This window comes from Gaetbulibacter jejuensis (assembly GCF_039524015.1).
In the GTDB taxonomy this organism is placed as follows: Bacteria; Bacteroidota; Bacteroidia; order Flavobacteriales; family Flavobacteriaceae; genus Gaetbulibacter_B; species Gaetbulibacter_B jejuensis.
The window spans coordinates 15,420-41,860 of the sequence record NZ_BAAAGF010000001.1; the positions used below are offsets into that span (position 1 = coordinate 15,420).

19 protein-coding genes are annotated in these 26,441 nt (G+C 33.8%); all 19 read right to left on the bottom strand.

The window, feature by feature from the left end; all coding sequences use genetic code 11:
* Positions 1–27 precede the first annotated feature (27 nt).
* The 19 genes from ABD011_RS00080 to ABD011_RS00170 all read right to left on the bottom strand — a co-directional run bounded on the left by ABD011_RS00080 (position 28) and on the right by ABD011_RS00170 (position 26,440).
* Complete coding sequence (locus ABD011_RS00080; RefSeq protein WP_343795039.1) at positions 28–408, bottom strand: cytochrome C oxidase subunit IV family protein; 381 nt, start codon at positions 406–408, stop codon at positions 28–30.
* Positions 409–431: 23 nt separating this feature from the next.
* On the bottom strand, positions 432–1,409 hold the full coding sequence (locus ABD011_RS00085; protein ID WP_129760976.1) for a cytochrome c oxidase subunit 3: 978 nt from the start codon (positions 1,407–1,409) through the stop codon (positions 432–434).
* Between the two features lie 136 nt (positions 1,410–1,545).
* Positions 1,546–2,127: a cytochrome c oxidase subunit 3 gene (locus tag ABD011_RS00090; RefSeq protein ID WP_343795040.1), complete on the bottom strand. Its 582-nt coding sequence runs from the start codon at positions 2,125–2,127 to the stop codon at positions 1,546–1,548.
* A gap of 3 nt (positions 2,128–2,130) precedes the next feature.
* A complete protein-coding gene (gene cyoE / locus ABD011_RS00095) occupies positions 2,131–3,024 on the bottom strand; it encodes a heme o synthase (protein WP_343795041.1) in 894 nt (297 codons plus the stop codon).
* Between the two features lie 125 nt (positions 3,025–3,149).
* A complete protein-coding gene (locus ABD011_RS00100) occupies positions 3,150–5,264 on the bottom strand; it encodes a gliding motility protein RemB (protein ID WP_343795042.1) in 2,115 nt (704 codons plus the stop codon).
* Positions 5,265–5,428: 164 nt separating this feature from the next.
* The gene (locus ABD011_RS00105) at positions 5,429–6,223 is read right to left on the bottom strand and encodes an energy transducer TonB (RefSeq protein WP_343795043.1); all 795 of its coding nucleotides are present in this window, start codon (positions 6,221–6,223) and stop codon (positions 5,429–5,431) included.
* Positions 6,224–6,338: 115 nt separating this feature from the next.
* A complete protein-coding gene (locus ABD011_RS00110) occupies positions 6,339–7,061 on the bottom strand; it encodes an energy transducer TonB (RefSeq protein ID WP_129760971.1) in 723 nt (240 codons plus the stop codon).
* Positions 7,062–7,126: 65 nt separating this feature from the next.
* Positions 7,127–7,489: a VanZ family protein gene (locus ABD011_RS00115; RefSeq protein WP_335972507.1), complete on the bottom strand. Its 363-nt coding sequence runs from the start codon at positions 7,487–7,489 to the stop codon at positions 7,127–7,129.
* Positions 7,482–7,862, bottom strand: coding sequence for a glycine cleavage system protein GcvH (gcvH, locus tag ABD011_RS00120; protein ID WP_343795044.1), 381 nt, complete (start codon positions 7,860–7,862; stop codon positions 7,482–7,484). The genes ABD011_RS00115 and gcvH overlap by 8 nt, the downstream gene beginning before the upstream one ends.
* Before the next feature lie 93 nt (positions 7,863–7,955).
* A complete protein-coding gene (gene sov, locus ABD011_RS00125; protein WP_425545545.1) occupies positions 7,956–15,179 on the bottom strand; it encodes a T9SS outer membrane translocon Sov/SprA in 7,224 nt (2,407 codons plus the stop codon).
* Positions 15,180–15,184: 5 nt separating this feature from the next.
* Positions 15,185–15,766, bottom strand: a complete 582-nt coding sequence (gene ruvA / locus ABD011_RS00130; protein ID WP_129760968.1) for a Holliday junction branch migration protein RuvA — start codon at positions 15,764–15,766, stop codon at positions 15,185–15,187.
* Between the two features lie 54 nt (positions 15,767–15,820).
* Positions 15,821–18,118: an NADP-dependent malic enzyme gene (locus tag ABD011_RS00135; protein ID WP_134200704.1), complete on the bottom strand. Its 2,298-nt coding sequence runs from the start codon at positions 18,116–18,118 to the stop codon at positions 15,821–15,823.
* A 54-nt stretch (positions 18,119–18,172) separates the two neighbouring features.
* The gene (gene queG / locus ABD011_RS00140; RefSeq protein ID WP_343795046.1) at positions 18,173–19,099 is read right to left on the bottom strand and encodes a tRNA epoxyqueuosine(34) reductase QueG; all 927 of its coding nucleotides are present in this window, start codon (positions 19,097–19,099) and stop codon (positions 18,173–18,175) included.
* Positions 19,099–20,439: a cytochrome P450 gene (locus ABD011_RS00145; RefSeq protein WP_343795047.1), complete on the bottom strand. Its 1,341-nt coding sequence runs from the start codon at positions 20,437–20,439 to the stop codon at positions 19,099–19,101. The genes queG and ABD011_RS00145 overlap by 1 nt, the downstream gene beginning before the upstream one ends.
* A complete protein-coding gene (ruvB, locus tag ABD011_RS00150; RefSeq protein ID WP_129760964.1) occupies positions 20,440–21,462 on the bottom strand; it encodes a Holliday junction branch migration DNA helicase RuvB in 1,023 nt (340 codons plus the stop codon).
* Positions 21,463–21,546: 84 nt separating this feature from the next.
* Positions 21,547–23,340 (bottom strand): cytochrome c oxidase subunit I, encoded by a 1,794-nt coding sequence (locus tag ABD011_RS00155; protein WP_134200698.1) that lies wholly within the window; start codon positions 23,338–23,340, stop codon positions 21,547–21,549.
* A gap of 36 nt (positions 23,341–23,376) precedes the next feature.
* On the bottom strand, positions 23,377–24,432 hold the full coding sequence (locus ABD011_RS00160; RefSeq protein WP_343795048.1) for a cytochrome c oxidase subunit II: 1,056 nt from the start codon (positions 24,430–24,432) through the stop codon (positions 23,377–23,379).
* 28 nt (positions 24,433–24,460) lie between these two features.
* Complete coding sequence (locus ABD011_RS00165; RefSeq protein ID WP_131508810.1) at positions 24,461–25,858, bottom strand: quinol:cytochrome C oxidoreductase; 1,398 nt, start codon at positions 25,856–25,858, stop codon at positions 24,461–24,463.
* A gap of 24 nt (positions 25,859–25,882) precedes the next feature.
* A complete protein-coding gene (locus ABD011_RS00170) occupies positions 25,883–26,440 on the bottom strand; it encodes a c-type cytochrome (RefSeq protein WP_343795049.1) in 558 nt (185 codons plus the stop codon).
* Position 26,441: the final 1 nt, after the last annotated feature.

Consider the following 26,441-nt stretch of genomic DNA (forward strand, 5'->3'; position numbering starts at 1 on the left):
TAATCTATTTAACAAATAAATTATATGTTAAAAATCTCTTTTTATAAAACCAGAAGAATATACTCCTTCAATATATCCACCTTCTTGTAGTAAGATGAATATTAAATAGCAAATTAAGAATACTCCTGTCCATATTACAGCTCTTCTTAGTCCTTTAGTTTCATCTCTCATGTGCATAAAATCCCAAGTGATGTAATATGCTTTTACTATGGTAAGGATGATGAATATCCAGTTTAAGAGTTTCATACCTATTACATGAATTTCTCCCCAACTTGGTTTTACTATACCAAGACCTACCTCTATTGCTGTTACAATTGACAATAAGATTAAAACACCCCAAATTTTTTGAGTATTGCTTTTAAACTTTAGTAGTCCTCTAAATATTTCTAATTTATGTGCGTGTGCCATTTTTAATTAAGTTTCTAAATGAATTAAACTAAGTAGAAGAAAGTAAATACAAATACCCAAACTAAATCTACAAAGTGCCAATAAAGACCTACTTTTTCAACCATTTCGTAGCTTCCTCTTCTTTCATAAGTTCCTAAAATAACATTAAAGAATATAATAATGTTAATTACTACACCTGAAAATACGTGGAATCCGTGAAATCCTGTAATAAAGAAAAAGAAATCTGCAAATAAAGGAGAGCCATACTCATTAACATGAAGATTTGCTCCTTCTACCACTAACTTACCGTTTTCTTTAATTTGCTTTAAAGATTCTTCTCTAGATAAAACTGTTTTCTTTCCGTCCTCTGTTAAAGTTTGAGTTCTAACCAACACATTTGGGTTTGCCTCAAGACCATTGTATACTTCATCAACTGTATAGCTTGGTAATGTACCTTCGCTTACAAACCAAAGTCCGCTTTTGCGCTCATGTTGCACTCTTTCTCCATGTTCACTAACTGCAATATCTCTAACAGCAACACGATTACCATCAGTATCTACAAATTGTAAAATGTTTCCTCCATTAGTTTGGATAGCACCATAATCACCTTTTATAAATGTTGCCCATTCCCATGCTTGCGAACCAACGAATATTAATCCACCAATAATGGTTAAGAACATGTAAATTGTCACTTTTGCTTTTTTCATATGGTGACCAGCATCAACAGCAAGTACCATTGTAACTGATGACATAATAAGAATAAAGGTCATGAATGCCACATAAATCATAGGATAATTCCCATGAAAAAATGGAATGTGAGTAAAAACCTCATCGGCAATTGGCCATGAACCAATAAACTTAAATCTTGAAAATCCGTAGGCTGCTAAAAACCCAGAAAACGTTAAGGCATCAGATAATATAAAAAACCACATCATCATTTTACCATAGCTAGCTTTAAGAGGCTGATTTCCACCTCCCCAAGTTTTGCCCTCTGTACCAGTATTTACAACTGTAGTATCCATATAAAGCGTTTAGTTTTTAAAAGTTGCACAAAAATAATCATTTTATTCATCTAAAGAAACATCAAGTAATAAATTATACAGACTCTAAATAAATATAAAAGCGATGTTACTTTATCCTTTTGATAGGCAATATAGTCTATCTAAATAAATATAAAAACAAAAACAAAAACAGCCATAGTATATCTACAAAGTGCCAAAATGTTGCAGATAGCTCTAAACCAAGCATTTTAGTTGCTGTATATTTTAGTCTTAAATGATTAAAAATTACTACCATTATTGAGATTAAACCTGCTACAACATGCATTATATGTGCAAATGCTATAACATAAATAAAACTCATAGTAATATTACTTGTAGGTCCTGTAAAATTATAACCTAAATCTATTATTTGTTGAAACCCTAATAATTGACTCCATATAAAAGCAACACCCAATGCAAATGTTACAAACAACCATAGTGTTGTTGCTTGCCTGTTGTTGGCTTTTAAACTTCTTTTAGCCAGATAAAATGTAATACTACTTACAATAATAATTACTGTACTTATTACAAATGCTTCAGGTAATTGAAAATCCTTTAACCAGTCTGGTCGCTTACTACTTACAACTACAGCACTTGTTAAACCTGCAAAAGACATAATTAATGAGCCAATACCAAACCATAGCATCATTTTTTTTGCACGTTCATTTTTTTCCTCTAGCGTTCCCTGTGTTAAATCCATTTTTTATCTAATAAACTTATCTATAACATAAACTATTTGCAGCAACGTAATATAAGACACACTTGCCAACATTAATTGTTTAGCAGCTTTTGCTGTTCGCTCTTTAAACAATACTAATGCGTAACGCAACATCACAAGCCCTAATAAAAACACAATTATTGCTGCAACAATAGAGAGTTTTAAGTCTCCTGTAAAACCAAATACTGGTATAATTGAAACCAATATTGTCCAAACAGTGTACATTATAATTTGCACTGCTGTTCCTTTATCTCTTTTTCCTGTTGGAAGCATAAAAAAGCCTCCTTTTTTATAATCATCAAACAAAAACCAGCCAATAGCCCAAAAGTGAGGAAATTGCCAAAAAAACTGTACAGCAAATAAAGTTCCTGGTTCAATACCAAAATCGTTTCGAGCTGCAACCCATCCCAACATAAATGGAATAGCTCCTGGAATGGCTCCAACAAAAACTGCTAAAGGCGTTTTGGTTTTTAATGGTGTGTAAACACTCGTGTATAAAAAAATTGAAATTGCACCATACATTGCAGTTCTTGGGTTGATAACATACAGTGTTGCTATCCCTAATAGTGTAAATGCAACTGCAATTATAAATGCTGTTCTTACCGACATTCTTCCGGCAGGAATTGGACGGTTTTTAGTACGCTCCATTAAAGCGTCTAAGTCTTTTTCAATAATTTGATTGTAGGCATTAGAAGCACCTACCATAAAATAACCTCCAAAAGCCAATAATATTAATGTGTAAACATCTACAGTTGTAGCTCCCAACAAGTAACCAGCAATGGAAGAAAACACCACACTTACAGAAAGTCTGATTTTGGTAATTTCCTTAAAATCTGAAATTATTGATGCTGTTGAAACCGAAGACACTTTAGTACTCAAACTCTATTGTTTTGTTGCTCGCTATTGCGACTGCAAAGATACTTTGAAAATTACTTATGGGCAACGCTTAGTGAAAGTAATTCGGTTTTTGTTGTTGAATGTATTTTAAAAGTAAAAAAGTAGTACTAAAAATCGTAGTACCAATTAAACAAATCGGTTCTTACCCCTAAACTAAACCAGGTTGTATTACTTTTTACCAATGCAGCTGTGTTAGCGTTTGGGTCAAAGTTTCTAAAGCTTATATTAGTGAATAGTTTAAGATTACTTACTGGGTTTATAATATAGCCACCTTGCAATTCGGCATTAAATGTATTGGTTTTTATACCTTGTCCTACTTCTACTCCTGTATCAAAAGGTCTCTCTTCATAACTACGGTAAATATCGCCTCCATAGCTAAAGTTGTCTGTACCATCATTAATGTCAAATCCTCTGACACCAAATACAAGTTTAGCATCAGCAAACCAACGTTTGTAATTATAACGACCAATTAAAATAAGCTCACTAAAATTTGCTCCCCAAAGATGTGCCATTGACTGATTGTTATGCCCATAATTTAAAGCTACTGTATTGTGAGAATAAGTATAAGGCCTAACTCTGTTATATTCAACTTGCAGTAATAAATCATCAACCTTAAAGGCATCATAGTATTTTGCTCCTAACTGATAGCCATATTTGTTTTTCCAACTTTTTTCGCCTCCTTTAATATCGTTTAAAGAAAATTCATCTAAAATAAATTGTCCGTAAAGATTAACTTTATTGTTCCACTTATACTTTAAAGATGCACCAACCACAGCGTTTCCAGCATCTTGTCCTGTTTCAAACTCAATAGCTCTAAAAAATATTATTGGGTTAAGGTAATTTACATCAAACGTTCTATTATCAGTCTTTGCCCACATAACGGATTCAAACAATCCAATATTAAGTCGTTTAGACACGTTCCAACTTAAGTAATGGTTTGCCATATACTTGGTTAAAAACGCACCATCTTCGGTTACTTCGGTTCGTACGTCTTTTAACCACATCCAAGTATTGGTGTATTTTATTTTCCAGAATTTGGTGTTTAATTTTAAAAAAGGGTATGGACTAGTTACATCGCTTTGCAACAAAGACCTGTAACCATCACCTATGAAATTTTTGCCATGACCAAATTGTACATTTATAAAATTTGCTGGAGAATAGGATAAATATGCTTCAGCTACTGGATAATCGTAAGAATCGGTTTTAAACCGTTTTGCAATACCACGACCAGGGATTATCGCAGGATCTGGACCAAAGGCCTTTAAACTTTCAGAATACTCATTAAAATATTGAGCAAATCGACCTTGACTTTCATAAACTGATGCTGAGAAGTTGAATTTTTTCCCTAATCCTCCTTGAATATAAAATCCTCTCGTATTATTATATGTTGTGCTAAAATCGGCATCAGTATCTTTACCTACCTGAAGGTCAAAAACCGGATCAATAGTAAACCAATAATCTTCTCCTTGAACCTGTACTAAGTGCTCATTCCACAGTTTTCTTGCCCACCAACTTTCAGAGTCTTTTACTAAAGCTTCTTTTTCAGCTTCAAAATCATAATACTTTGAAACCTCATCAAACATAAACGGTTTTGCTGCAGTATGACTATTGGTACCAAGCTCATTCATTTCTCTGTCAAACCTTGCATAATAGGTATGTGTAAATGGAATGTTAAGCTGACTCTTATACTCTAACTTTTGGTACTTTACAATGTTATCATTAATGCTATCGTACTCATTAGATACAACCTCATTTAAATCGACCGTTTTTTTAACATCAACTATAGTTTCTTTAGCTGTTTGCGGAGTAACCTCTTGAGGATTTACCAAAGGTATTTTTATAGCCAAAGAATATTGATAATAGGTTGGATTGCCATTGTAAGTCCCAGGAATTGTCTTTGGTAGTTCATTAAAAACACGCTTTACCTCATCCTTTAATTCATCATAAACCGCATCTACATAAAGCACATGTATTGTTCCTTCTTTATCTACTTCAAACAACACTTTTACATCTCCTTTGTACTCATCATCAATAGCTACTTGTGGTACTTTTAGAGTATTAAAAATATGGGTGTTTATTTTATTATTAAAACAAGATTTTAAATTCTCTATTGGTTGAGATTCGCAACCTGGAAAAACAGGTAATTTTTCGTAAGTATCGCTAGTTTGAGAAAATACTATGGATTGTGTTAAAACGAAAATAAACAAGAAGAGTTGTTTCATAAGATGGTAACTACCTTTTTATTAGGCGAAAGATACTATTTTTTTCAAAATGCGGACAATAAAAGAATTTCTTGATAAAGGTATAAAACTGAAATTCATTTATAATTAAAAAACCGCTATCAGTAAATGATAACGGTTTATACATTAATAAATTTTAAGGTTTACTAATCCATCACTTGAAAAATGATTGGGAAAGTATAGATTACCTCAACAGGATTTTCTCTTTGCATACCTGGAGTCATTTCTGGGATTTTTTTCACCACACGCTCAGCTTCTTTTTCAAGTCCTTTGTGTGGTGCTCTAGTTTTAATATCTGAAACCTTACCAGATTTATCCACCTTAAATTCAACATAAATTTTTTGAACACCACTCAGCCCTAATTCTGAAGCTATGCTTGTAGAGAATTTTTTATTTACCAATCTGGTAATTTTCTCTGACATACATCTTTTACGTGCTTCATTGGTTGTTTCATTTTCACAACCAGGATAAATTGGTGCTTTTTCTATTCTAAAAAAAGGCACAGGAATATCTTCAACAACCTTATCAATTACTATATCTCCAGGATCAACAGGAGTTGATGTTGCTACAGGTTCAGTAATTATAGTTTCGGTCACCTGTTTTTCGTTGAAGTCGTCTTCAACGATTGTAGGTTCTTTATCTACAATCCTTCTCTGTTTTTGTTTGACCTCTTCTTTTGGCGCTTGTTCTTCATAGATTTTGAACTCAGGAACAATAATTTCGGTTTCATCATCAATTGCCACTAAAGCTTGGTCAATTTTTGGAACATGTGTTGCAAAGTTCATTTCAAAAAGCAGGTAAGTTCCTAGCAAACAAAGAATGAGTCCAACCTGAAAATACAAGGCTGAATTTTTTTGTAAATTTGCATCATGCTTTTGTGGTTTTTTCACATCGGTAGTGCTCTGACCAGCATTACTGTGTGTTTCGTTAAAATTTTTCATAATACTTTAAATTTAAAATGTTAATATTATGATAAAAACACAATAAGCATACCAAAAACAAAAATCCCGCTCATTAATTTGAACGGGATTTTTAAATCTATATTAAAACTGTTTTTTAGTCTTGTACTTGGAATAAGATTGGTAACGAATATGGAACTGTTACTGCTTTTCCTCTTTGCTTACCTGGTTTCATTTTAGGAAGCAATCCAATTACACGCTTAGCTTCTTTTTCCAATCCTGGATGTGGAGCTCTAGCCATAATGTTAGTAATGTTTCCACTTTTATCAATCTTGAAAATTACGTTAATACGTTGTCTTCCTGATAAACCTAATTCTCCAGCTAAGTCAGTGTTGAATTTCTTGTTTACAAACTTGCTGATTTTTTCAGACATACATTGCTTTTTAGCATTGTTTCCACTTTCGTTTTCACAACCTGGGAAAACTGGTACGTTTTCAATTACAGCAAACGGAACCTCGATGTCTTCTTCTACTTCTTCAACCTCTACTTCTTCTACTTCAACGATTTCTTCTTCTTGATCGGTTTCAGTAGATTCAATTACAGTTTCCTCAACTTCTTCTTCATCTTCTACAATCTCAATCTCTTCAGGAGCTGCAGGTGGTGGAGGTGGAGGTGGAGGGGTTTGTATTTGTTCAGTAATTGGAATTTCTTCTTCTAATTCTTCATCTAAGTTTAATTGACCTATATCAATATCAGACTTATCATATGTTTTATAGTTAATTGCCACATTAGCAAACAATAACATTAAAGCAAGACCTACAGCGAAATAGATTGAACTATTTCTACTTACATCTGCTTTAGTACTCTTTTTAGGTTCCATATCTTAAAAGGTTTAAAAGGATTGCTAAAATAACCAATTAATTGTTAAAAAAGCAAGTGATTTTTTTATTTTAACTTTAAGCTTTTACTAGACTTTATAATGACTACTCCTATTAGGATACCAATTGTATTGGCTGCTACATCATAAAAATCTAATGTTCTTAAAGTTGTAATTGTATTTTGTAATACCTCAATTATAATGCCATAAATTACTCCCACAGCAATTGTTACACCTATTTTATAGTTAAGGCTTAATGTGCGTAGGTAATTAAAACAAAGTAAGGTAAACACAACATAGGCTGCGATGTGATAAAACTTATCATCCATTGATGAGCCTAAGCTTGGTAATCCATTAACATTTATAAGGCTAAGTATTGTTAAAGCTATAACGTAACCGCCAAATAAAATTAATGCGAATTTTTTAAGCACCTATTAATGCTTTATAATCTTCGGCAGACATTAAATTATCGAATTGAGAAACGTCTGAACACTTTACTTTTATCATCCAACCGTCTCCATAAGGATCCGTATTTACTGTTTCTGGTTGGTCTTCTAAAGCTTCATTAAATTCAATGATTTCTCCTGATACAGGTAAGAACAAATCAGAAACTGTTTTTACAGCTTCAACTGTCCCAAAAATTTCTTCGGCTTCTAGAGTTTCGTCTAAAGTTTCAACTTCAACATAAACAATATCTCCTAATTCGCCTTGAGCAAAGTCTGTAATTCCTACAGTTACTACATCGCCTTCAATTTTAACCCACTCGTGGTCTTTAGTGTACTTTAAATCTGATGGTATATTCATCTTGTATAAAAATATTAATTACAGCAAATGTAATTTTTTAAATAAAGAATTTCAGGTGTTTTCTCTTATTTTTTATTAACAGCCATTATATGTCTAGTTACCAAAATTATACCTTAGAGTAATACCAGATCGTATTGTGGTTTGTGGAAATGCTGTAGAAATAGCATATTCAGAAAACGTATAATCAAAATAGAATATACCTGTTAGGTTTTTACTAAACGCATAATCGGCATTATACTTAAACCCTAATATGGTTTGACCTGAAGTTATTTGATTATTATCTAAGTCTAAATATCTAATTATGGTTTTATTATCTCTTATTGAGATATCTGCCGACATATTTAAATCACTTTTAATAATTTGTTTTGGTCCTGCAAGTTTAGAGCGTATTCTAACATCTTTTATTCTATACCCTAAACCTATAATGTATTCTTTACCTTGAATTTCAGTAAGTAGATTGTTATCAAAGCTTAATGACAGTACTCTGTCTTTTTTAATTTCGGCTAGAATTTTTATTGAGTTTTTCATTTCAAAATCCACTCTTACTAATGGACTGAATTGCTCTTCTAGGTTTATATTACTAAATACTGTTCTATTCTTGAAGTTTCCTGATTGGTCTAACACATTTGGATCTTGGTTAGCATAATCCATAGTTGGGTCAGCAGCTTGATAATCTAGGTTAGTTCTAAACTGATTGATTGTATAACTAGACCTATAACCATGCGTTACAGAAAAACGTTTAAAGCGCTTTTTAAACCAGTTAAACTTCATGAAACCTGTATACTTTAACTGCCAGTTTGGAATTGGAACATCTCTAAACGCTCCTAATTTAACATTATCAGGATTAGTACCTTGATATGCCGATAAGAATGCAGGTAATAATACAGCTTGACTATTTTTACCAAATCCTAATGGATAACCTTCATCATCTACATCATAAGTTGAGTTACCATAAAAGTTTCTCGCTAATCTATTAGCTATTACAAGTCTGTTTTCTCTAAAATTATCAAAAGCTTCTGATTGATTTTCGTCACTCTTACTAAATGCTGTTTTAATTAATGCTGTAGAAATATTAAAGTTACCATATGAATTTTGAATTAATGAATTATAGTCTAACTCTCCATCATTATCTAAATCTTCAACTCTAAAATTCTCAGTCATACTTTCAGAGTAAGTTCTGCTTCCAGTAAAGTCAATTTTTAAATCATTAATAGGCTCCATATTGGCTGCTAAATCCAATATTTTATTGGTAGTAGCCATATATTGTTGGTTAAACTCAGGGAATACAGTTAACCATCCATTTCTTGCAACTACATCTCTAATGTCTCTTTGACTACCAAAGGTATATCCAAACGTAGGCTTAAGTGTTCCTACAAATCCTGGTGTTCTTAAATAACCAGGTAAGAATGTTCCGTTATTTTCAGTATAATTAATTTGAATACGTTTTATACTTGTTAAAAGGTCTATTCCTGCATTAAGTATTTTGGTTCCTGCTCCTGTTTTAGAAGTAGAACTATTATTTTTTTGATTTTGGGCTGGTTTACCATCTTTCCCTATTGCTGCAGGTGTCGCTCTAGTTCTTGCTCTTGTACGAGTTGGTTTTTTAACCAAACCTACATATCTATATAAATTCTCCATATTTAATGTAGAATTTATAGAATGAGTATTTGCATTTTGTACTGAGTTCCCTAAATTATAGGTTCTAGTTACATCGTTATCATCAGTATACTCAAAATCGGTATTAAGATCAGAACCTTTTTGCCACTGGAAATTTGCTGTATAAGAATACGTTGCCTTTAAGAAACTAAATGTTGGTATTTTATACAATGGAATGTCATAGTTAATCTGTAAATCCTGTGCTTGAATATTTGGATCTCCAAGATCAAAGAAACCATCCCAAACATCTAGAGTTGGGTCTTGACTTCCGTTAATTTGGTCATCAATAAAATAGTTTCTTACAATGTTTTTGTTAGCTGCACTAAAGTTTAAATTTAAGCCATTAGTGATATTATAGTTAATAGCATATTGGAAGTTGAACGTGTAATTTCTTCTAAATAACTCTTCAATTCCTATGTTATCTCCTCCCAATTCAACATCTCTAAACTTTTGCTTGTTAAATTGTCTAATGATATCAGTATTAACAGAGAATGTTGTTGGTAACACATTAAAATTGAAATCCTTAAGTATCTTCCAGTATTTCCCTCTAAATAATGAATCGTTCTTTTTAAAAGGTTCAATAGGTTTTGGTGTAAAACTGTAGTTGTAGTTAACACCTGCTCTAATGTTTTGGTCTAAAGATCTTTCAATTTCAAAATCTCTATGCTCAACTTTGTTGTATGAATAGTTGAACGTTAAATTTTCAACATCATAAAAATGTGGTTTAGCTTCAGCGGAACGTTGCTTTTTAACACCAATAAAGTTAATACTCTTACGCTTAGTGTAATTTTCTGATTGTACTCTAATTTGCTCACGCTCTTCTTCAGTTTCTGCAGCATCTATTCTTGACTCTAGTGTAAGGTCGTTATAATACTGGTCGTATTTTGGTGTAATAAGCTCTTCACTCTGAGCATAATTAAATGGTATTTGAATTCCCCATTTTTTAGGTAATAATTGACCAAGCTGAACATTGGTAACTACATCATACTGTTGCACATCTTCTCTACTACGCTCATTAGGACGTTGCTCAACCGAACCAAATCCTGAAGTACTCTGTCTTCCTGTTGCACTAATGTTTGCAAAATCTGCAAAATTGGTATCAACACTAGCAATAGCTGCCCAACCACCTTCGTTTTCTAAATCAGATAAACGCAATTCATTTACCCAAACCTCTCCACAAACATCTTCGTTAGGATTGATGTTTTTAACACCAACCATCAACACTCTAATGTCACCAAAGTTAGGATTACCTTTAATTGCCACACGCTGTTGACCTAAAGTATGTGGTGAAAATTCAGTAACAGGATCTGCACTTAACTCTCCATTTATAACATCGTAGAATGTAGGGTCAAGGTTACTTAATGTTTGTGCTGAAATTCCTCTTGATTTTATTTCTTGAAGTACTGATAACTGAATATTAATTTCATTTTCTTCAGGCCAAACATCAGTAGCAGACACACTTCCTGTTGATACTTTTAAAGGCACTTCAATTTGGTAGAAGTTTTGAGTTAAGTCATTACCCATCCTAATAAACCCAACTAATTCTTCATCATCTAAAGTTCCACTTTCTCCATCTTGAGCATGCATAAACATACGCAGTTTTTTATACTGACGCATATCAACATTTATGTTCTTGAAAACTCCTTTAGAATCGGTTGGTTCTAAATTACAAATATTTAAAACTAATGATTGCTCATTTTGTCTAATGATATTGTTATTATTATTTAACTGCTCTAACTCAACTCCTGGAGGCAACACATAGTTTCCTTCGTTTTCTTGCAAACCAACTATACCAACACTAAACTCAGGGTTAGCACTGTTATTATTTGAGTCGTTATCTAAATCTAATGTGTAACGTCTCCAATCACTACGTACAAGATCTAGAGTTGCAAAACGCAATGTTGTAGTTTCAGTAAATCCGTTAAGATACATTCTTGCAAAACGTACAGATCTAATATCTGTAATTCCTCCTACCGCTGAAGTTGGCTCAGAAATTGGAATTCTAAACTGATACCATTTAACTTCTCTTGTATCTCCATTTGGCAATACAACATCTCTTGTTTTTATATCATTGATTTGCTCATTAGTTGCAACTAAACTCGCAGGAGTAATATCAATTTCATACTCATAATAACTATCAATAGTATTCATTGTATTGTCTCTATTGATATCTTCAACATCTGGCTGTGTTGTAGAGCCTCTGTTTGTTTCAGTAAAGGTTTCAGGAGAGTTTCCTTGTGTACCATTGTACTTCTTGTAACGCTCAAAAATATCTCCTGATGTATTTAAGAAATAGGTATAGTTATCATTTGATGGATCTTCTAATCCAGCAAATGCAGGGAATTGTTGCGCTTCTTCAGCATCATCAAATCCATCATAACCAACATCTTGGTTTGTTCTTTCTTGCCCTAGAGTTGAAAACGTATAGATTAATGATTGGTTTTGTGGCACAGCCCAATCGGTTCCTGAGTTTAATAATGCTGATACATCACCATTTTCAGGAAGTCCATTTTCATACTGCTTTTTACCGTCTTTTAAAATATCTTCTGAGATATTTCCTAAGTTGAAATAGAGTTTTCCTCCTGTACTGTTTTCGTTATCTAAAAATGGATCTTGAACCCAAAACTCAATATACTCTACATTGGCTTGTTCAAAATCGGTTGAAGTTATTTGTCTGGTAATTCCTGCCCAAGCTTGTGTTGGGTTATCAATTGTTCCATCAGATGTTGAAGGATCAAAATTGTATGGTCCTCTTTCGGTTGGATAATACCTTAAATCCAATGTATTAATAATTGTACTTTGACCTTGTACAATATCAACCTGAGGAAACACTTCGTCAATGAAAACCCGTCTTGAGTATAAGTTTGACACATCTTCATCTGAAATACCACTTGGTCTTTGACTACTGTAAAAAATTGGGTCAATTGTATACCAGTTTAAAAAGGCTCTATCAAAACCATTTTCTAAACCTGGTGCGTTTATAGGATCGTTTTCAGCCGCTCCATTTACAGTTCTTGGTCTACTCGATAAAAACCATGATTGAGGTGATAGTAAATCTATTGCTCCTTGAGTACCTTCAAAATCATCAACATAAGCTGTAGCTTCATTGTTAAAGTCGGTTCCTTTTGGAGCTCCTGGAGCTAAATAAGCGAATTCTCCTCTAACTGATAAATTAGAAGGCACATCAGTATCGATATTTGGAAGTTTATTTACTAATCTTGTAAAGAATGGAACTTCGGTTGAATAATTCCCATTAAATCCGAAAATGGTATTGTTTATAGGTTCAGTATTGTAGTTTGCTTTTTGTGTTATTGGTCGTTCACTTAAATTTAAAAAGGTTGCGCCCAACACAAAATTCTCATTAAACTGGTGTTCTACATTTACACCTGCAAAACGTCTTGTTTGCTGACCAAACACTGCATTGTTTTCAACAGACACATTAATAGGAGTGTTAGATGCTTTAAGTGCTTCATCTAAAATTTGAACACGTCCTAATTGATAATTCACTGTATAATCAATACCTTCAACTAGTGTACGCCCTCCAGCAGTTACTACTACAGAACCTCTTGGCACATTAAATGCTCCTAAAGGAATACCATCACCTCCTGATGATTTATAACTTCCCTTAATCTGGAATTTATTCTTTTCAATTTCATCTAAAGCAGCAGTTTTAGTCTTCTTATAAAGAATATCATACACATACTTTTCTTGGTTAGCGTTGGTATAGATATCAGCATCGTAGTCTCCAGGGTTACTTGGGTCGTCTAACACATCAAATAGGTATTTACCAAATGGCTCTACCTTAGTGAATATTATTTTTCCGTTTTGCATTAAAACAGTTTGACCTTCAACAAAATCAAAGAACCCATCACCATGCAATTGTGGGTCATTATTGTAATTAAGTCGATCTAAGTGAAATAGTCTAATTAAAGGTGTTTCGTTAATAACTGAATCGTCTGTTGGATCGGTTGTATTGTTATCATACAACGGAAAAGCTGTTCCTTCAACTGGTAAAATGTAGTTAACAGGAGACGCTTCAGTATAAAAAATGTTTAATTTGAAATCCTCTTGACTTAATTGAAAAGCGCCAGTGTCATACACGTTCTTCATCATTAAGTCCCATATAGGTTCCTCAACACTAGTAATTGCACTTTTAAGCATTTTTAAAACCAAGCTATTGTTACTAACTACTTGGTTTCCTGAACCTGTATCAGTTGTTACTCCTGTAGCTTCAACACCATCGTTAGCAAATTCACCAACTTGGTATACTTGACCTCCTACAGTATATTGGAAGGCAACTGCTAACACTTCATCGTTTAGCAACCTTTGATTTAATGAGATGTAACCCAATTGTGTGTTTAGCGTATAGTCATATCCTTCTTCTAGCTTACGTGCGTTTTCTAACTTTCCAAAGTCGAAACCTTCGTTTGCTGGAATATTAATACCTTGCTCTACAGTGGTAATATCTCTTACTAAATCATTAAGGTTAGAACCAGCTCCACCTATATTTGTCGGGTCAAAACCATTATTACTGTTATCAGGAAGTGCGCCTGGGTTTAGTATGTTTACACCAGAACCGACAATTTCAGACTCTCCTAAATCCTGAAAAGCAGCAATGTTTCTTACGTTATCAGTTTGATTGCTTCGGTTAGTTACCCAAACCTCAATTCTAGTAATTTGAATATTATTATTTATGTATGGGTAACGCATCATAGACGCATCATACGTTTCCCTAAAATATTGCGAAAGGAAAAAGTGTCGGTTTTCGTCATAGTCTCTTGCAAAAAACGAGAACTCCTCAAGTGTTCCTCCTCCTTGAGCTACTACTGACTGCGACTGTGATTTCTGTTCAGAAAACACTGCTGTAACTCTTGTTTTACCAAATTGAAGTTCGGTTTTTACACCAAATAAACTTTGCGCTCCAGTAATTAATGAACTGTTAAGCGGCATACTTACGTTACCAACTTCAATTTTTCTTACAATATCATCTTCGGTTGGTGTATATTCTAACTTTATTAAGTTTTGAAAATCAAATGTTGACTCGGTATCATAATTTGCAGTTACCTGTAATCTTGTACCTACTTTACCTAATAAACTTAAACTTATACGTTGGTCAAAATCAAAAGTGAAATTACTTCTGTTTCTTGGTGAAAATGAAGGGTTATCTTGCTTTGTAAACAATACTCCTAAGTCCATTTCAACCGAACCTTGAGGAACTACCTCAATGGTATTACCTCCAAAAATAGTTTCAAAAAACCCTGAGTCTACATAAAACTCTGGTAATAAGTTTTTTTGTTCTTCTTCAGTCCCTTCCTTTTTACCTTCAGCAGCATCAATTTTTTGTTTGTAGTAGTTTCTTAACTGCTCTTGTATTACTAATCTTTGATATTCAGCAGGTGTTAGAATAATTGGATAATTGATATTGAAATCGCCTACTTTTTCAGTGTAAATGTATCTGTCAGTTAAAGGATCGTAAGTATACTTTGAAACAATGCTGTTAGGATTTGGCATTTTTATATTTCCTAAGGCATACCCTGTTTTTGTAGTATCAGATTCTTCAGCATCTTCTTGAGAAAACGCAAAAGTGCTACACAGCATAGCTAAACTAAAAAGCAGGTATTGTAATAATGTCGGTTTAAAAGTATAGTTAGTTGTCCTCAAATTGATTATAAATTTTTTAAAGCCTCTTTTATAATTGCTTCAATGCTTGCATCTGGCTGATTGGATATAATTTTATCTACAACTCTTTCAGACTGTTTTTTAGCAAATCCTAGAACTTCTAAAGCAGATAACGCTTCATCTTTGTTTGTATTGCTTTTTGGGGCCGAAAGTTCGTCAATATCATACACTTTCAAAATTTTATCTTTTAAATCCAAAATAACTCGTTGAGCTGTTTTGGCTCCAATACCCTTTATAGATTGAATTAGAGCCACATCTTCCATAGCTATTCCTTCTCTAACTTGTTTGGGTGTTAACGAAGACAACATAGTACGTGCAGTACTAGCTCCTATACCACTTACCGATATAAGTAATCTGAAAATTTCACGTTCAGCTAATGATGAAAATCCAAAAAGCGTGTGCGAATCTTCTTTAACCTGAAGATGCGTGTATAACTTAAGATGCTCTTTATCTGGAATTTGAGAAAACGTGTGTAGCGAAATATTAAGCAAATAGCCCACTCCATTACAGTCTATCGTAACATCAGTTGGGTTTTTCTCTACAAGTTTCCCTTGAATATGTGTAATCATTAACTAATCCTTAATTAACCTCTCAAATGTAATAAAATTATTTGCATTACAAATCTACTTGGTCGATTGGTTTTCTAACTCCCACTTTTCTTTTTGCTGAGCATCAATTACCGCAATAGCTGTCATGTTTACAATTTCATCTACACTTGCATCCAATTGTAAGATATGAACAGGCTTACGCATTCCCATCATTATTGGTCCTATTGAGTCCGCTTTATTAAGCTCTTTAAGCAGCTTATAGGTGATGTTTGCAGAGTCTAAATTTGGAAAAATGAGTGTATTTACTTTTCTACCTGCTAATTTTGAAAACGGAAAGATATCTTGTAGCATCTCACTGTTTAAAGCAAAATCAGTTTGCAACTCTCCATCTACAATCATATCAGGGTAGTAACGATGCAAATAAGACACTGCTTCTCTTACTTTTGATGCGCGCTCATTTGTTGACGAACCAAAATTGGCATACGACACCATTGCCATTACAGGTTCCATCCCAAACATTTTTACTACTTTAGAAGTCATTTGAGCAATTTTTGCTAAGTCTTTAGACGAAGGGTCAATATTTATTGAGGTATCACTTAAAAACATTGGTCCACGTTGTGTCATCATTAAGTTAGTAGTCGCTACTCTCGATGCTCCCTTAGCTAAACCTATAAGCTCTAACATAGGTTTTACTACTGACGGATAGCTTCTAGAGTAACCAGAAATTAAAGCATCAGCATCTCCTGTATTAACCATCATTGCTGCAAAATAGTTTCGCTCGCGCATGATTTTTTGAGAAGAATATAATGTAACACCACGTCGTTTACGTTGTTGCCAATAGACTTCGGCATATTTATTTTTACGCTCTAACTCTTCATCTGACTTAGGGTCGATAATTGGAACATCAGCATCAAACTCAATTTCTTCTTTAAGTTTTTCAATTTCATCTCGTCTTCCTAATAAAATAGGATGCGCAATTCCTTCATCATAAACTATTTGAGCAGCTTTTAATACATCTAGCTGGTCAGCTTCAGCAAACACAACTCGTTTTGGGTTTAATTTTGCTCTGTTAACAAGTAAACGTACAATCTTATTATCTGCCCCTAAACGCTCTAATAGTGACTCTTTGTATTTATCCCAATCATCGATAGACTCTTGAGCAACTCCACTTTCCATAGCTGCTTTTGCCACAGCAGGAGGAACTTCGCCAATTAATCTTGGGTCAAAAGGTTTTGGAATGATATATTCTTTACCAAAGGTTAAGTGCGTTTCTCCATAGGCTATATTAACTTGCTCAGGCACTGACTCCTTTGCTAAACGTGCTAATGCAAGTACAGCAGCCATTTTCATTTCTTCATTAATCTTGGTAGCTCTTACATCTAGAGCACCTCTAAAAATAAAAGGGAAGCCAAGTACATTATTTACCTGATTAGGATGATCGCTACGTCCTGTAGCCATAATTATATCATCTCTAGTAGCTATTGCTAAATCGTAAGCAATTTCAGGATCTGGATTTGCCATAGCAAAAACTATTGGGTCTTTTGCCATAGACTTAAGCATTTCAGGAGTTACGATGTTAGATGTTGACAGTCCTATAAACACATCAGCATCTTTCATTGCTTCTTCTAAGGTGTCAATTTTCCTGTGCGTAGCAAACTCAGCTTTTTCTTTTGTAAGGTTTTCTCTGTCTTTTCTGATAACACCTTTACTATCTAACATAACCATGTTTTCAAGATTTGCACCACACGATTGGTACAAACGCGAACATGATATTGCAGCAGCTCCTGCTCCACTAATAACTATTTTAACATCTTCAATGTTCTTTTCTGCTAGCTCCAATGCATTTATTAATGCAGCAGCAGAAATAATAGCTGTTCCATGCTGGTCGTCATGCATTACAGGAATATCTAACTCCTCTTTTAAACGACGTTCAATTTCAAAGGCTTCGGGAGCTTTGATATCTTCAAGGTTAATACCTCCAAAGGTTGGTGCAATATTTTTAACCGTTTCAATAAACTCTTCAATATTTTCGGTGTCGACCTCAATATCAAACACATCAATATCGGCAAATATTTTAAACAGTAAACCTTTACCTTCCATAACAGGTTTAGAAGCCTCAGGACCAATATTACCAAGTCCTAAAACCGCTGTTCCATTAGAAATTACGGCAACAAGGTTACCTTTAGTAGTATATTTATAGACGTTGTTTTTATCTTTTGCAATTTCAAGACAAGGCTCTGCAACACCTGGCGAATATGCTAATGACAAATCTCTTTGACTTGCATATTTTTTGGTAGGTACAACCTTAATTTTTCCTGGAGTTGGTTTGGCGTGATACACCAAAGCCTCACGACGTTTGCTTTGTTTACTCATATAAAAATTGGATTAATATGAATTTACAAATGTAGTAATCCTTTCTATGAAACTCTAATCTTTCAAAAACTTAATATTTCGTGTAAGTCCTGAATACTTGGTGCGTTTTACTGCTGATTTTTTAAACACCTTTTTAAAAGTGTCTTCTGTAATTTCATCCCAATCCTTCTTGGTCATTTCCAATAGTTCAGGATGTGGATTGAATAATGGTTCATTGTGTGGTTTTGAAAATCGATTCCATGGACAAACATCTTGACACACATCGCAACCAAACATCCAATCGTCGGTTTTATTCTTAAAGTCTGATGGTATATTATCTTTTAACTCAATGGTTAAATACGAAATACATTTACTGCCATCTACCACATATGGTTTTACAATGGCTTCTGTTGGGCAAGCATCTATACAGGCAGTACATCTCCCACAATGGTCTGTAGTTGGTGTATCATAATCTAATTCTAAATCGATAATTAATTCAGCAATAAAATAAAACGAGCCTACTTTTTGGGTTAGTAAATTGCTGTGTTTACCTATCCAACCTAATCCACTTTTTGCTGCCCAAGCTTTATCTAAAACTGGTGCTGAATCTACAAAGGCACGTCCTGATACTTCACCTATTTCGTCTTGAATGAATTGTAATAGTTGTTTTAATTTATCTTTTATTACAAAATGGTAATCAGTTCCATAAGCATATTTTGACAATTTATAGCTTTCGGTGTTTTGAGTTTGGGAAGGAAAATAATTAAGTAGTAACGATACTACACTTTTAGAACCATCCACAAGTTTTGTTGGATCCAAACGTTTGTCAAAATGGTTTTCCATATAACGCATTTCACCATGCATATTAGCGTTTAACCATTTCTCAAGACGAGGTGCTTCTGCTTCTAAAAACTCTGCTTTACTTATACCACACGATAAAAAACCTAGCCTTTTAGATTCCTCTTTTATAAGCTTTGTATATTTTGATGTTTGGCTGCTCATTAAGCTCTCGGTTGAAGCCTAACAATGGCATTTTTAGGCTTAAGCGTTATTAATGGGTTTATTTCAATAGTATCTTTAGTTGGAAGAATTTCAAACCTAAGTAATACTTCTGAAATGGCTATAATCATTTCATACATAGCAAAGTTGTTTCCTATGCATTTTCTTGGTCCTGCTCCAAAAGGAAAATACTGTGAGGAGTAGCTTTTAGCTTTTTCAGGAGAAAAACGATTAGGATTAAACTCCTCTGGGTTTTCCCACAGGTCTTTGTGTTTATGAATTTCTATAATAGATAATAAAATACTACTTTCTTTTTTAAACTGATAGGTTTTAAAACTATCATCTTCAATATTAACACGATCTATAAAGTATGCTGGTGGATACAGTCTTAAAGTTTCTTCAACCACTTGTTTAGCATAAGCTGACATAGTAATTGCAGACATTATATCTGTATCATGTTGCTCTAATATTTGTTTATACTGCGATACTACTTTTGTTTGCCAGTTAGGATGTTGTGCTAATAATTGTACTGCAAAGCTTAGGGCATTTGCTGTTGTTTCATGTCCTGCAACAAACAAAACCAAAATCTCATCTATAAGTTGTTCGTCACTCATTTGAGAGCCATCGTCATAACGTGTCTGTAAGAGCATATCTAACAAATCGTTATACTCTACGGAAGAATTCCTACGCTTATCAATAATAGTTTGCAAAACATCTCTTGACGCTTTTGAGCGTGATAAGTGCTTTTCTATAATTCCGAAATGTTTAAAATACCAAGACAAGTAAGGTTGTCTTAATTCTTTCACTAACATTTCTTGATTTTCTTCGGTCACATCTTGGAGTAGTTTGATTTCACTGTCAGATGCTGCATTGCTAAACAATGCCTTTACAACTACTTTAAACGCTAAATTGCTAAACATTGGTAAAACATCAATATCCTTATTAGGTTTAATTGATACTAATTCATCTACAATAGTTTGTTTTATGACTGTTAGTAAATGTTCAATGTGCTTTTTATGAAATGCTGGCTGAATAAGTTTTCGTTGTGTCCGCCAATGGTCACCTTCGGCTGTGAGTAATCCTTGACCTAAATACTTTGCAAGATCTTTAGTTTGAATAGGTGATTTTTTATAGTTCTTCCAGTTTTTCTGCAATACATATTCAGCTAGTTCAGCATCACGAGAAAATATAGCATAATTTTTGGGTCCTACATTTAGTTTAAATGTGTCTCCATAACGTTCAAAGTTTTTATGATGGAATGGTAGCGGATTATTAAGTATAGATATTGCTTGCCTTAAAAAAGTAAAGGTTGAAACCTCTGGTATGTTTTTTACAACACTCATCTAAAATAAACCACCTTGTATATTGCCTTTTACTCTTCCAAGGTGTTTATAGGCTTGTTCAGTCACTTCTCGTCCTCTAGGTGTACGCATTATAAATCCTTGTTGAATAAGGAAGGGTTCGTAAACTTCTTCAATAGTTTCGGCACTTTCACTTACTGCAGTAGCCAAAGTAGTGATACCAACTGGTCCACCTTTAAACTTATCAATGATAGTGGATAGAATTTTGTTATCCATTTCATCGAGTCCATGCGCATCCACATTTAAAGCTTCTAAAGCAAATCGTGCAATTTTAATATCAATTGTTCCATTACCTTTTATTTGAGCAAAGTCTCTAACTCTTCGTAATAAAGCATTGGCAATTCTAGGAGTTCCTCTACTTCTACCTGCAATTTCTACAGCAGCTTCCATAGAAATTGGCACGTTTAATATTGATGCACTACGTTGTACAATGGTTGTTAATAGTTCGGTATTATAATATTGTAACCTACTACTAATACCAAAACGCGCACGCATAGGAGAAGTCAATAACCCTGAACGAGTGGTTGCACCAACTAATGTAAACGGATTAAGATTGATTTGTACTGTTCTTGCATTGGGTCCAGACTCAATCATAATATCAATTTTGTAGTCTTCCATTGCAGAGTAAAGGTACTCTTCAACAATGGGACTCAATCTATGAATTTCATCAATGAACAGTACATCACGCTCTTCTAAATTGGTTAACAAACCAGCCAAATCACCTGGTTTATCCAACACAGGCCCTGAAGTTACTTTGATACCAACATTAAGCTCGTTAGATAAAATATGTGCTAAAGTTGTTTTCCCTAATCCAGGAGGCCCATGAAATAGTGTATGATCTAATGCTTCGTTACGCAAATTAGCTGCTTTAACAAAGACCTGAAGGTTTTCCAATACTTGATCTTGACCAGTAAAATCTTCAAAAGATAAGGGTCTTAATTTCTTTTCAACATCCAGCTCTTCTGGTGTGAAGTTTTCGTTTGTTGGATCTAGGTTTTCGTTCATACTAAACAAATATAAAGAAAAAGCCTCTCTATTTCAGAAAGGCTTTTTAATATCTTTTAAGATTCTTGCTCTATCAAGAATTCATTAATGTTGAAGTTCTTCTTCGCCATCTTTCATTGGCACGTTTTGAGGCACATAATCTTCATCATGTCCTGGTTTACTATAGTCGTAAGCCCAACGGTGAACATGAGGAATTTCTCCTGGCCAGTTACCATGTATATGTTCAACTGGAGTAGTCCATTCTAAAGTGTTAGATTTCCATGGGTTTTTCTCAGCTTTCTTACCAAAGAAAATACTAGAAAAGAAATTGTATAAGAATACCAACTGGAATACACCACCTACTAAGGCGAATACAGTAATAATAACGTTTACATCTGCTAAGTCATCAAACAATGGGAATGCAGAGTTAGTATAATAACGTCTTGGTAATCCTGCCATACCTATAAAGTGCATTGGAAAAAATACACCATAAGCACATACTGCAGTTGTCCAGAAGTGAACATAACCTAAACGTTTGTTTAACATACGTCCAAACATTTTAGGGAACCAGTGGTAAATACCAGCGAACATTCCGTAAAGTGCAGAAATACCCATTACTAAGTGGAAGTGAGCTACAACGAAATACGTATCGTGTACGTTAATATCAAGCGCACTATCACCTAAGATGATTCCTGTTAAACCTCCTGTAATGAATGTAGAAACTAATCCTATTGAAAACAGCATTGCTGGATTCATTTGCAGATTACCTTTCCACAGCGTAGTGATGTAGTTAAATGCTTTAACAGCTGAAGGAATCGCGATTAATAAAGTTGTAAATGTAAATACAGACCCTAAGAATGGATTCATACCAGAAATAAACATATGGTGACCCCAAACAATTGTAGATAAGAATGCAATTGCTAAAATAGAGGCTACCATGGCACGATAACCGAAGATAGGTTTACGTGAGTTAGTCGCTATAATTTCTGAAGTAATACCTAATGCTGGTAATAATACAATATACACTTCAGGGTGACCTAAGAACCAGAATAAGTGCTCAAACAATACTGGAGATCCACCTTGATAATGCAGTACTTCACCTTGAATAAATATATCTGATAAGAAGAATGATGTTCCAAAACTTCTATCCATTATTAATAATAAAGCAGCGGATAATAATACTGGGAATGAAATTACACCAATAATAGCTGTAATAAAGAATGCCCAAATAGTTAAAGGCAATCTTGTCATAGACATTCCTTTAGTACGAAGATTAAGTACTGTAACAATATAGTTTAACGATCCTAATAATGATGACGCAATAAATATTGCCATAGATACTAACCATAAAGTCATACCAGCACCTGAACCACCTTGAGCCATTGGTAATGCAGATAATGGAGGATAAATTGTCCATCCTGCTGCAGCTGGTCCAGCTTCAACAAATAATGACAACACCATGATAACACTAGATAAAAAGAATAACCAGTAAGATACCATGTTTAAGAATCCTGATGCCATATCTCTAGCACCAATTTGTAACGGAATTAAAAGGTTACTAAATGTACCACTCAAACCTGCAGTTAGTACAAAGAATACCATTATAGTACCATGAATGGTCACTAATGCCAAATAGATATCAGCATCCATTACACCTTCAGGTGCCCATTTACCTAATAATGCTTCAAAAAGTACATTTGGCTCTTCAGGCCATGCAATTTGCATACGAAACATCATAGACATTAAAATACCTATAACACCCATTATAGTACCTGTAATTAGGTATTGTTTGGCAATCATTTTATGATCCTGACTAAATATATACTTAGTCACGAATGTTTCTTTATGATGATGTCCGTGATCGTCGTCGTGTGCGTGAATATCTGCGTGTGCTGACATAATCTTATATCGTTTTAATACTTTTTAATTGGTTTATTATAAAGATTCTTTGAATGTTTTTTGCTCTTTCATCCAAGCATCATACTCTTCTTGAGTTTCTACTATTATTTTCATTTGCATGTTGTAATGCGACTTACCACAAATTTTGTTACATAATAATAAATAGTCAAACTCATATCTTAAATCTTGTCCTCTAGCTTCAACAGCTTCGCTGTTTTCAACTCTTATCTCATTAATGTGAGCAACCTTATCAATGATATCAGGGTTTTGTCTCATTTCTTCGGTTGTAATAGTTGGTGTAAATCCAAACTGAGTAATCATACCAGGAACACAGTTCATTTGTGCTCTAAAGTGAGGCATGTATGCAGAGTGTAATACATCTTGAGAACGCATTTTAAATAATACTGGTCTACCTACAGGAAGGTGTAATTCTTTAACAATTACATCATCGTGTCCGTTAGGGTCAGATTCGTCAATACCTAAAACATTAGCTTTATCAATATCAATTAATCTAACGTTAGCCATACCTAAAACATTATCGTCTCCAGCATATCTAGCAGTCCAGCTAAATTGTTGAGCATATAACTCAATAACTAAAGGATCTTCGTCTTCATCAATATTCATAATGCTAGTCCAAGTAAATAATCCGTAGATAATTAAACCAGCTAAAACAATTACAGGAATAATAGTCCAAATTGCCTCTAATGTGTTATTATCAGCATAGAATAATGCTTTTCTACCTTTTTCTCCTTTGTATTTGTAAGCAAAGTAGTGTAGCAAAAACTGAGTTATCGTTTGAACTATAAATATGATTACCATTGAGATAATCATTAAGTTATCTATTTGAGGTCCATGAGCTGAAGCTGAATTGGACATTAGAGGTAAATCTCCCCATTTTACAAAACAAACAATTGTTATTACATAAATGAAGATTAAGAAACCTATCATTAAATAGCCATTAATTGTATTGTCTTTATCATTTGCTACTTGGCTATTGGTGTTACCTACTTGAGCTAAGTCAAATATTTTAACCATTTGCCAAATTGCAACAGCTATGAAAAGTACTATTATAGTTGTTAAAAAAGCAGTCATTGTCGTTTCTCTTCTTTATTTATTTTAATTAATAATGGAAATGTTCACTCTCTTTAATAAATGGGTTTCCTTTTGCAAGTAAAGGTGCTTTAGTCAATGCAGTGAATACTACGAAAATAAACAGTCCTGCAAATAACATTATTGAACTAATTTCAGATACACCAATAAACCATCTATCTCCTACTGTTGCAGGCATAATCATATTGAATATGTCTAAATAGTGTCCACAAAGAATTACTATACCAGCCATAACTACAAACCAAGGAATACGTTTGTAATCACTATTCATTAATACTAATAATGGGAACACAAAGTTCATTACTACCATACCTAAGAAAGGTAATTGGTAATCTTGGAAACGCGTTACAAAATAAGTTACCTCTTCTGGAATGTTAGAATACCAGATTAACATAAATTGAGAGAACCATAAGTATGTCCAGAAAATACTGATTGCAAACATGAACTTAGCTAAATCGTGTAAATGGCTATCGTTTACAAACTCTAAGTGACCTCTAGACTTTAAGTACATAGTTATCATTGCAATTACTGTAATTCCACTTACAAACATACTTGCAAAAACATACCATCCAAATAAGGTAGAAAACCAGTGAGGGTCAACACTCATAATCCAATCCCAAGACATCATAGATTCAGTATAAATATAGAATACTAAGAATGCAGCAGAAATACGGAATGTCTTTTTAAAGTTACTGTTATCGTTAATATCAGCATTATCTTGAGCTATTGAGAACTTACGAGCAAAATGACGGTAAATACTCCAACCAGCTATAAATATTAATCCACGAATTATAAATCCTGTCATATTTAAGAATCCTGATTTACCTGCAACTAACTTGTCATAATCTTCGTGATCTGGGTTAGTCATATTTTCATTCATCCAAACAAAAATACTATTGTGTCCTAAATAGTGTGAAGCAACAGCAATTGCTAATACTATTAATCCACCAGGTAATACATAAGATGTTATCCCTTCCATAACTCTAAACAGTACTGGAGACCATCCTGCTTGAGCTGCATATTGAATTGCATAAAATGCAAGTACTCCTAAAGCTATCATGAAAAAGAAAAATGCTGCAACGTATAATGCTGCCCAAGGTCTATTGTGTATTTGGTGCATTACATGCTCAACATGTTTTTTGTGGTCGTCACCATGACTTACATCTGAATTAGCATGAGCGTTAGTTGCATGAGCATCTGTAGTGTTGTGAGTATCATGAGCAGGTGAAGCATGCGCTGCATCTTCTCCATGACCTCCACCATGATGTGAAGCTGACTCAGCCACTAACATGGTTTCAACGTCTTCAAAAGATTTATGAGATGTCATAAAACCATAAACAACGCCTATTGCCCCAATAATCATTAATGCAATAGAAAGTGTCTTTAATTTATTTGAAAATGTGTACATATCTATATATAATCTTTATCTGTCTTATTTTTCTAAATCAGCTTTTAATTTCATTACATAAGCAACTACTTGCCAACGCTCTTCTTCGTTCAATTGGTTTGCATAAGAACCCATTGCGTTTTTACCATAGTATATTACATGGTAAACACTACCTTCGGTAATTGCTCTTCCAACATCATCATAACTAGGTATACCTAGTATCTTTTCACGCTTTACAAGGTTACCTTGTCCGTCACCTTTATTACCATGGCAAATACCACAATAAATATCATAAAGTTCTTTTCCTCTAGTGAAATCTACTTGAGTAGAATCTAATTTATTAGCCAGTGTAGCTTTTGCAAGCTCATATCCTTCAGTTGTGTTATCAATATCAAAAGGAGTATGTCCTCTTGGAATTGTTCCTTCTACAGGCAATTGACCTTCTTTTCCGTTTTTAAATGCATCAGACTCTGAATATGTTTCGTAACCTACAGACTCGTACATATTAGGCATGAATTGGTAATTAGGTCTTGAATCTTTTTTACAAGAGACAAACGCTACTAATACTAATGCTATAACTGCTACTTTAATTAAGCTCTTCATA

Coding starts and splice junctions, on each gene's coding strand:
- ABD011_RS00080 (WP_343795039.1), bottom strand. CDS start 408: ATGGCACACGCACATAAATTAGAAATATTTAGAGGACTACTAAAGTTT.
- ABD011_RS00085 (WP_129760976.1), bottom strand. CDS start 1,409: ATGGATACTACAGTTGTAAATACTGGTACAGAGGGCAAAACTTGGGGA.
- ABD011_RS00090 (WP_343795040.1), bottom strand. CDS start 2,127: ATGGATTTAACACAGGGAACGCTAGAGGAAAAAAATGAACGTGCAAAA.
- ABD011_RS00100 (WP_343795042.1), bottom strand. CDS start 5,264: ATGAAACAACTCTTCTTGTTTATTTTCGTTTTAACACAATCCATAGTA.
- ABD011_RS00105 (WP_343795043.1), bottom strand. CDS start 6,223: ATGAAAAATTTTAACGAAACACACAGTAATGCTGGTCAGAGCACTACC.
- ABD011_RS00110 (WP_129760971.1), bottom strand. CDS start 7,061: ATGGAACCTAAAAAGAGTACTAAAGCAGATGTAAGTAGAAATAGTTCA.
- gcvH (WP_343795044.1), bottom strand. CDS start 7,862: ATGAATATACCATCAGATTTAAAGTACACTAAAGACCACGAGTGGGTT.
- ruvA (WP_129760968.1), bottom strand. CDS start 15,766: ATGATTACACATATTCAAGGGAAACTTGTAGAGAAAAACCCAACTGAT.
- ABD011_RS00135 (WP_134200704.1), bottom strand. CDS start 18,118: ATGAGTAAACAAAGCAAACGTCGTGAGGCTTTGGTGTATCACGCCAAA.
- queG (WP_343795046.1), bottom strand. CDS start 19,099: ATGAGCAGCCAAACATCAAAATATACAAAGCTTATAAAAGAGGAATCT.
- ABD011_RS00145 (WP_343795047.1), bottom strand. CDS start 20,439: ATGAGTGTTGTAAAAAACATACCAGAGGTTTCAACCTTTACTTTTTTA.
- ruvB (WP_129760964.1), bottom strand. CDS start 21,462: ATGAACGAAAACCTAGATCCAACAAACGAAAACTTCACACCAGAAGAG.
- ABD011_RS00155 (WP_134200698.1), bottom strand. CDS start 23,340: ATGTCAGCACACGCAGATATTCACGCACACGACGACGATCACGGACAT.
- ABD011_RS00160 (WP_343795048.1), bottom strand. CDS start 24,432: ATGACTGCTTTTTTAACAACTATAATAGTACTTTTCATAGCTGTTGCA.
- ABD011_RS00165 (WP_131508810.1), bottom strand. CDS start 25,858: ATGTACACATTTTCAAATAAATTAAAGACACTTTCTATTGCATTAATG.
- ABD011_RS00170 (WP_343795049.1), bottom strand. CDS start 26,440: ATGAAGAGCTTAATTAAAGTAGCAGTTATAGCATTAGTATTAGTAGCG.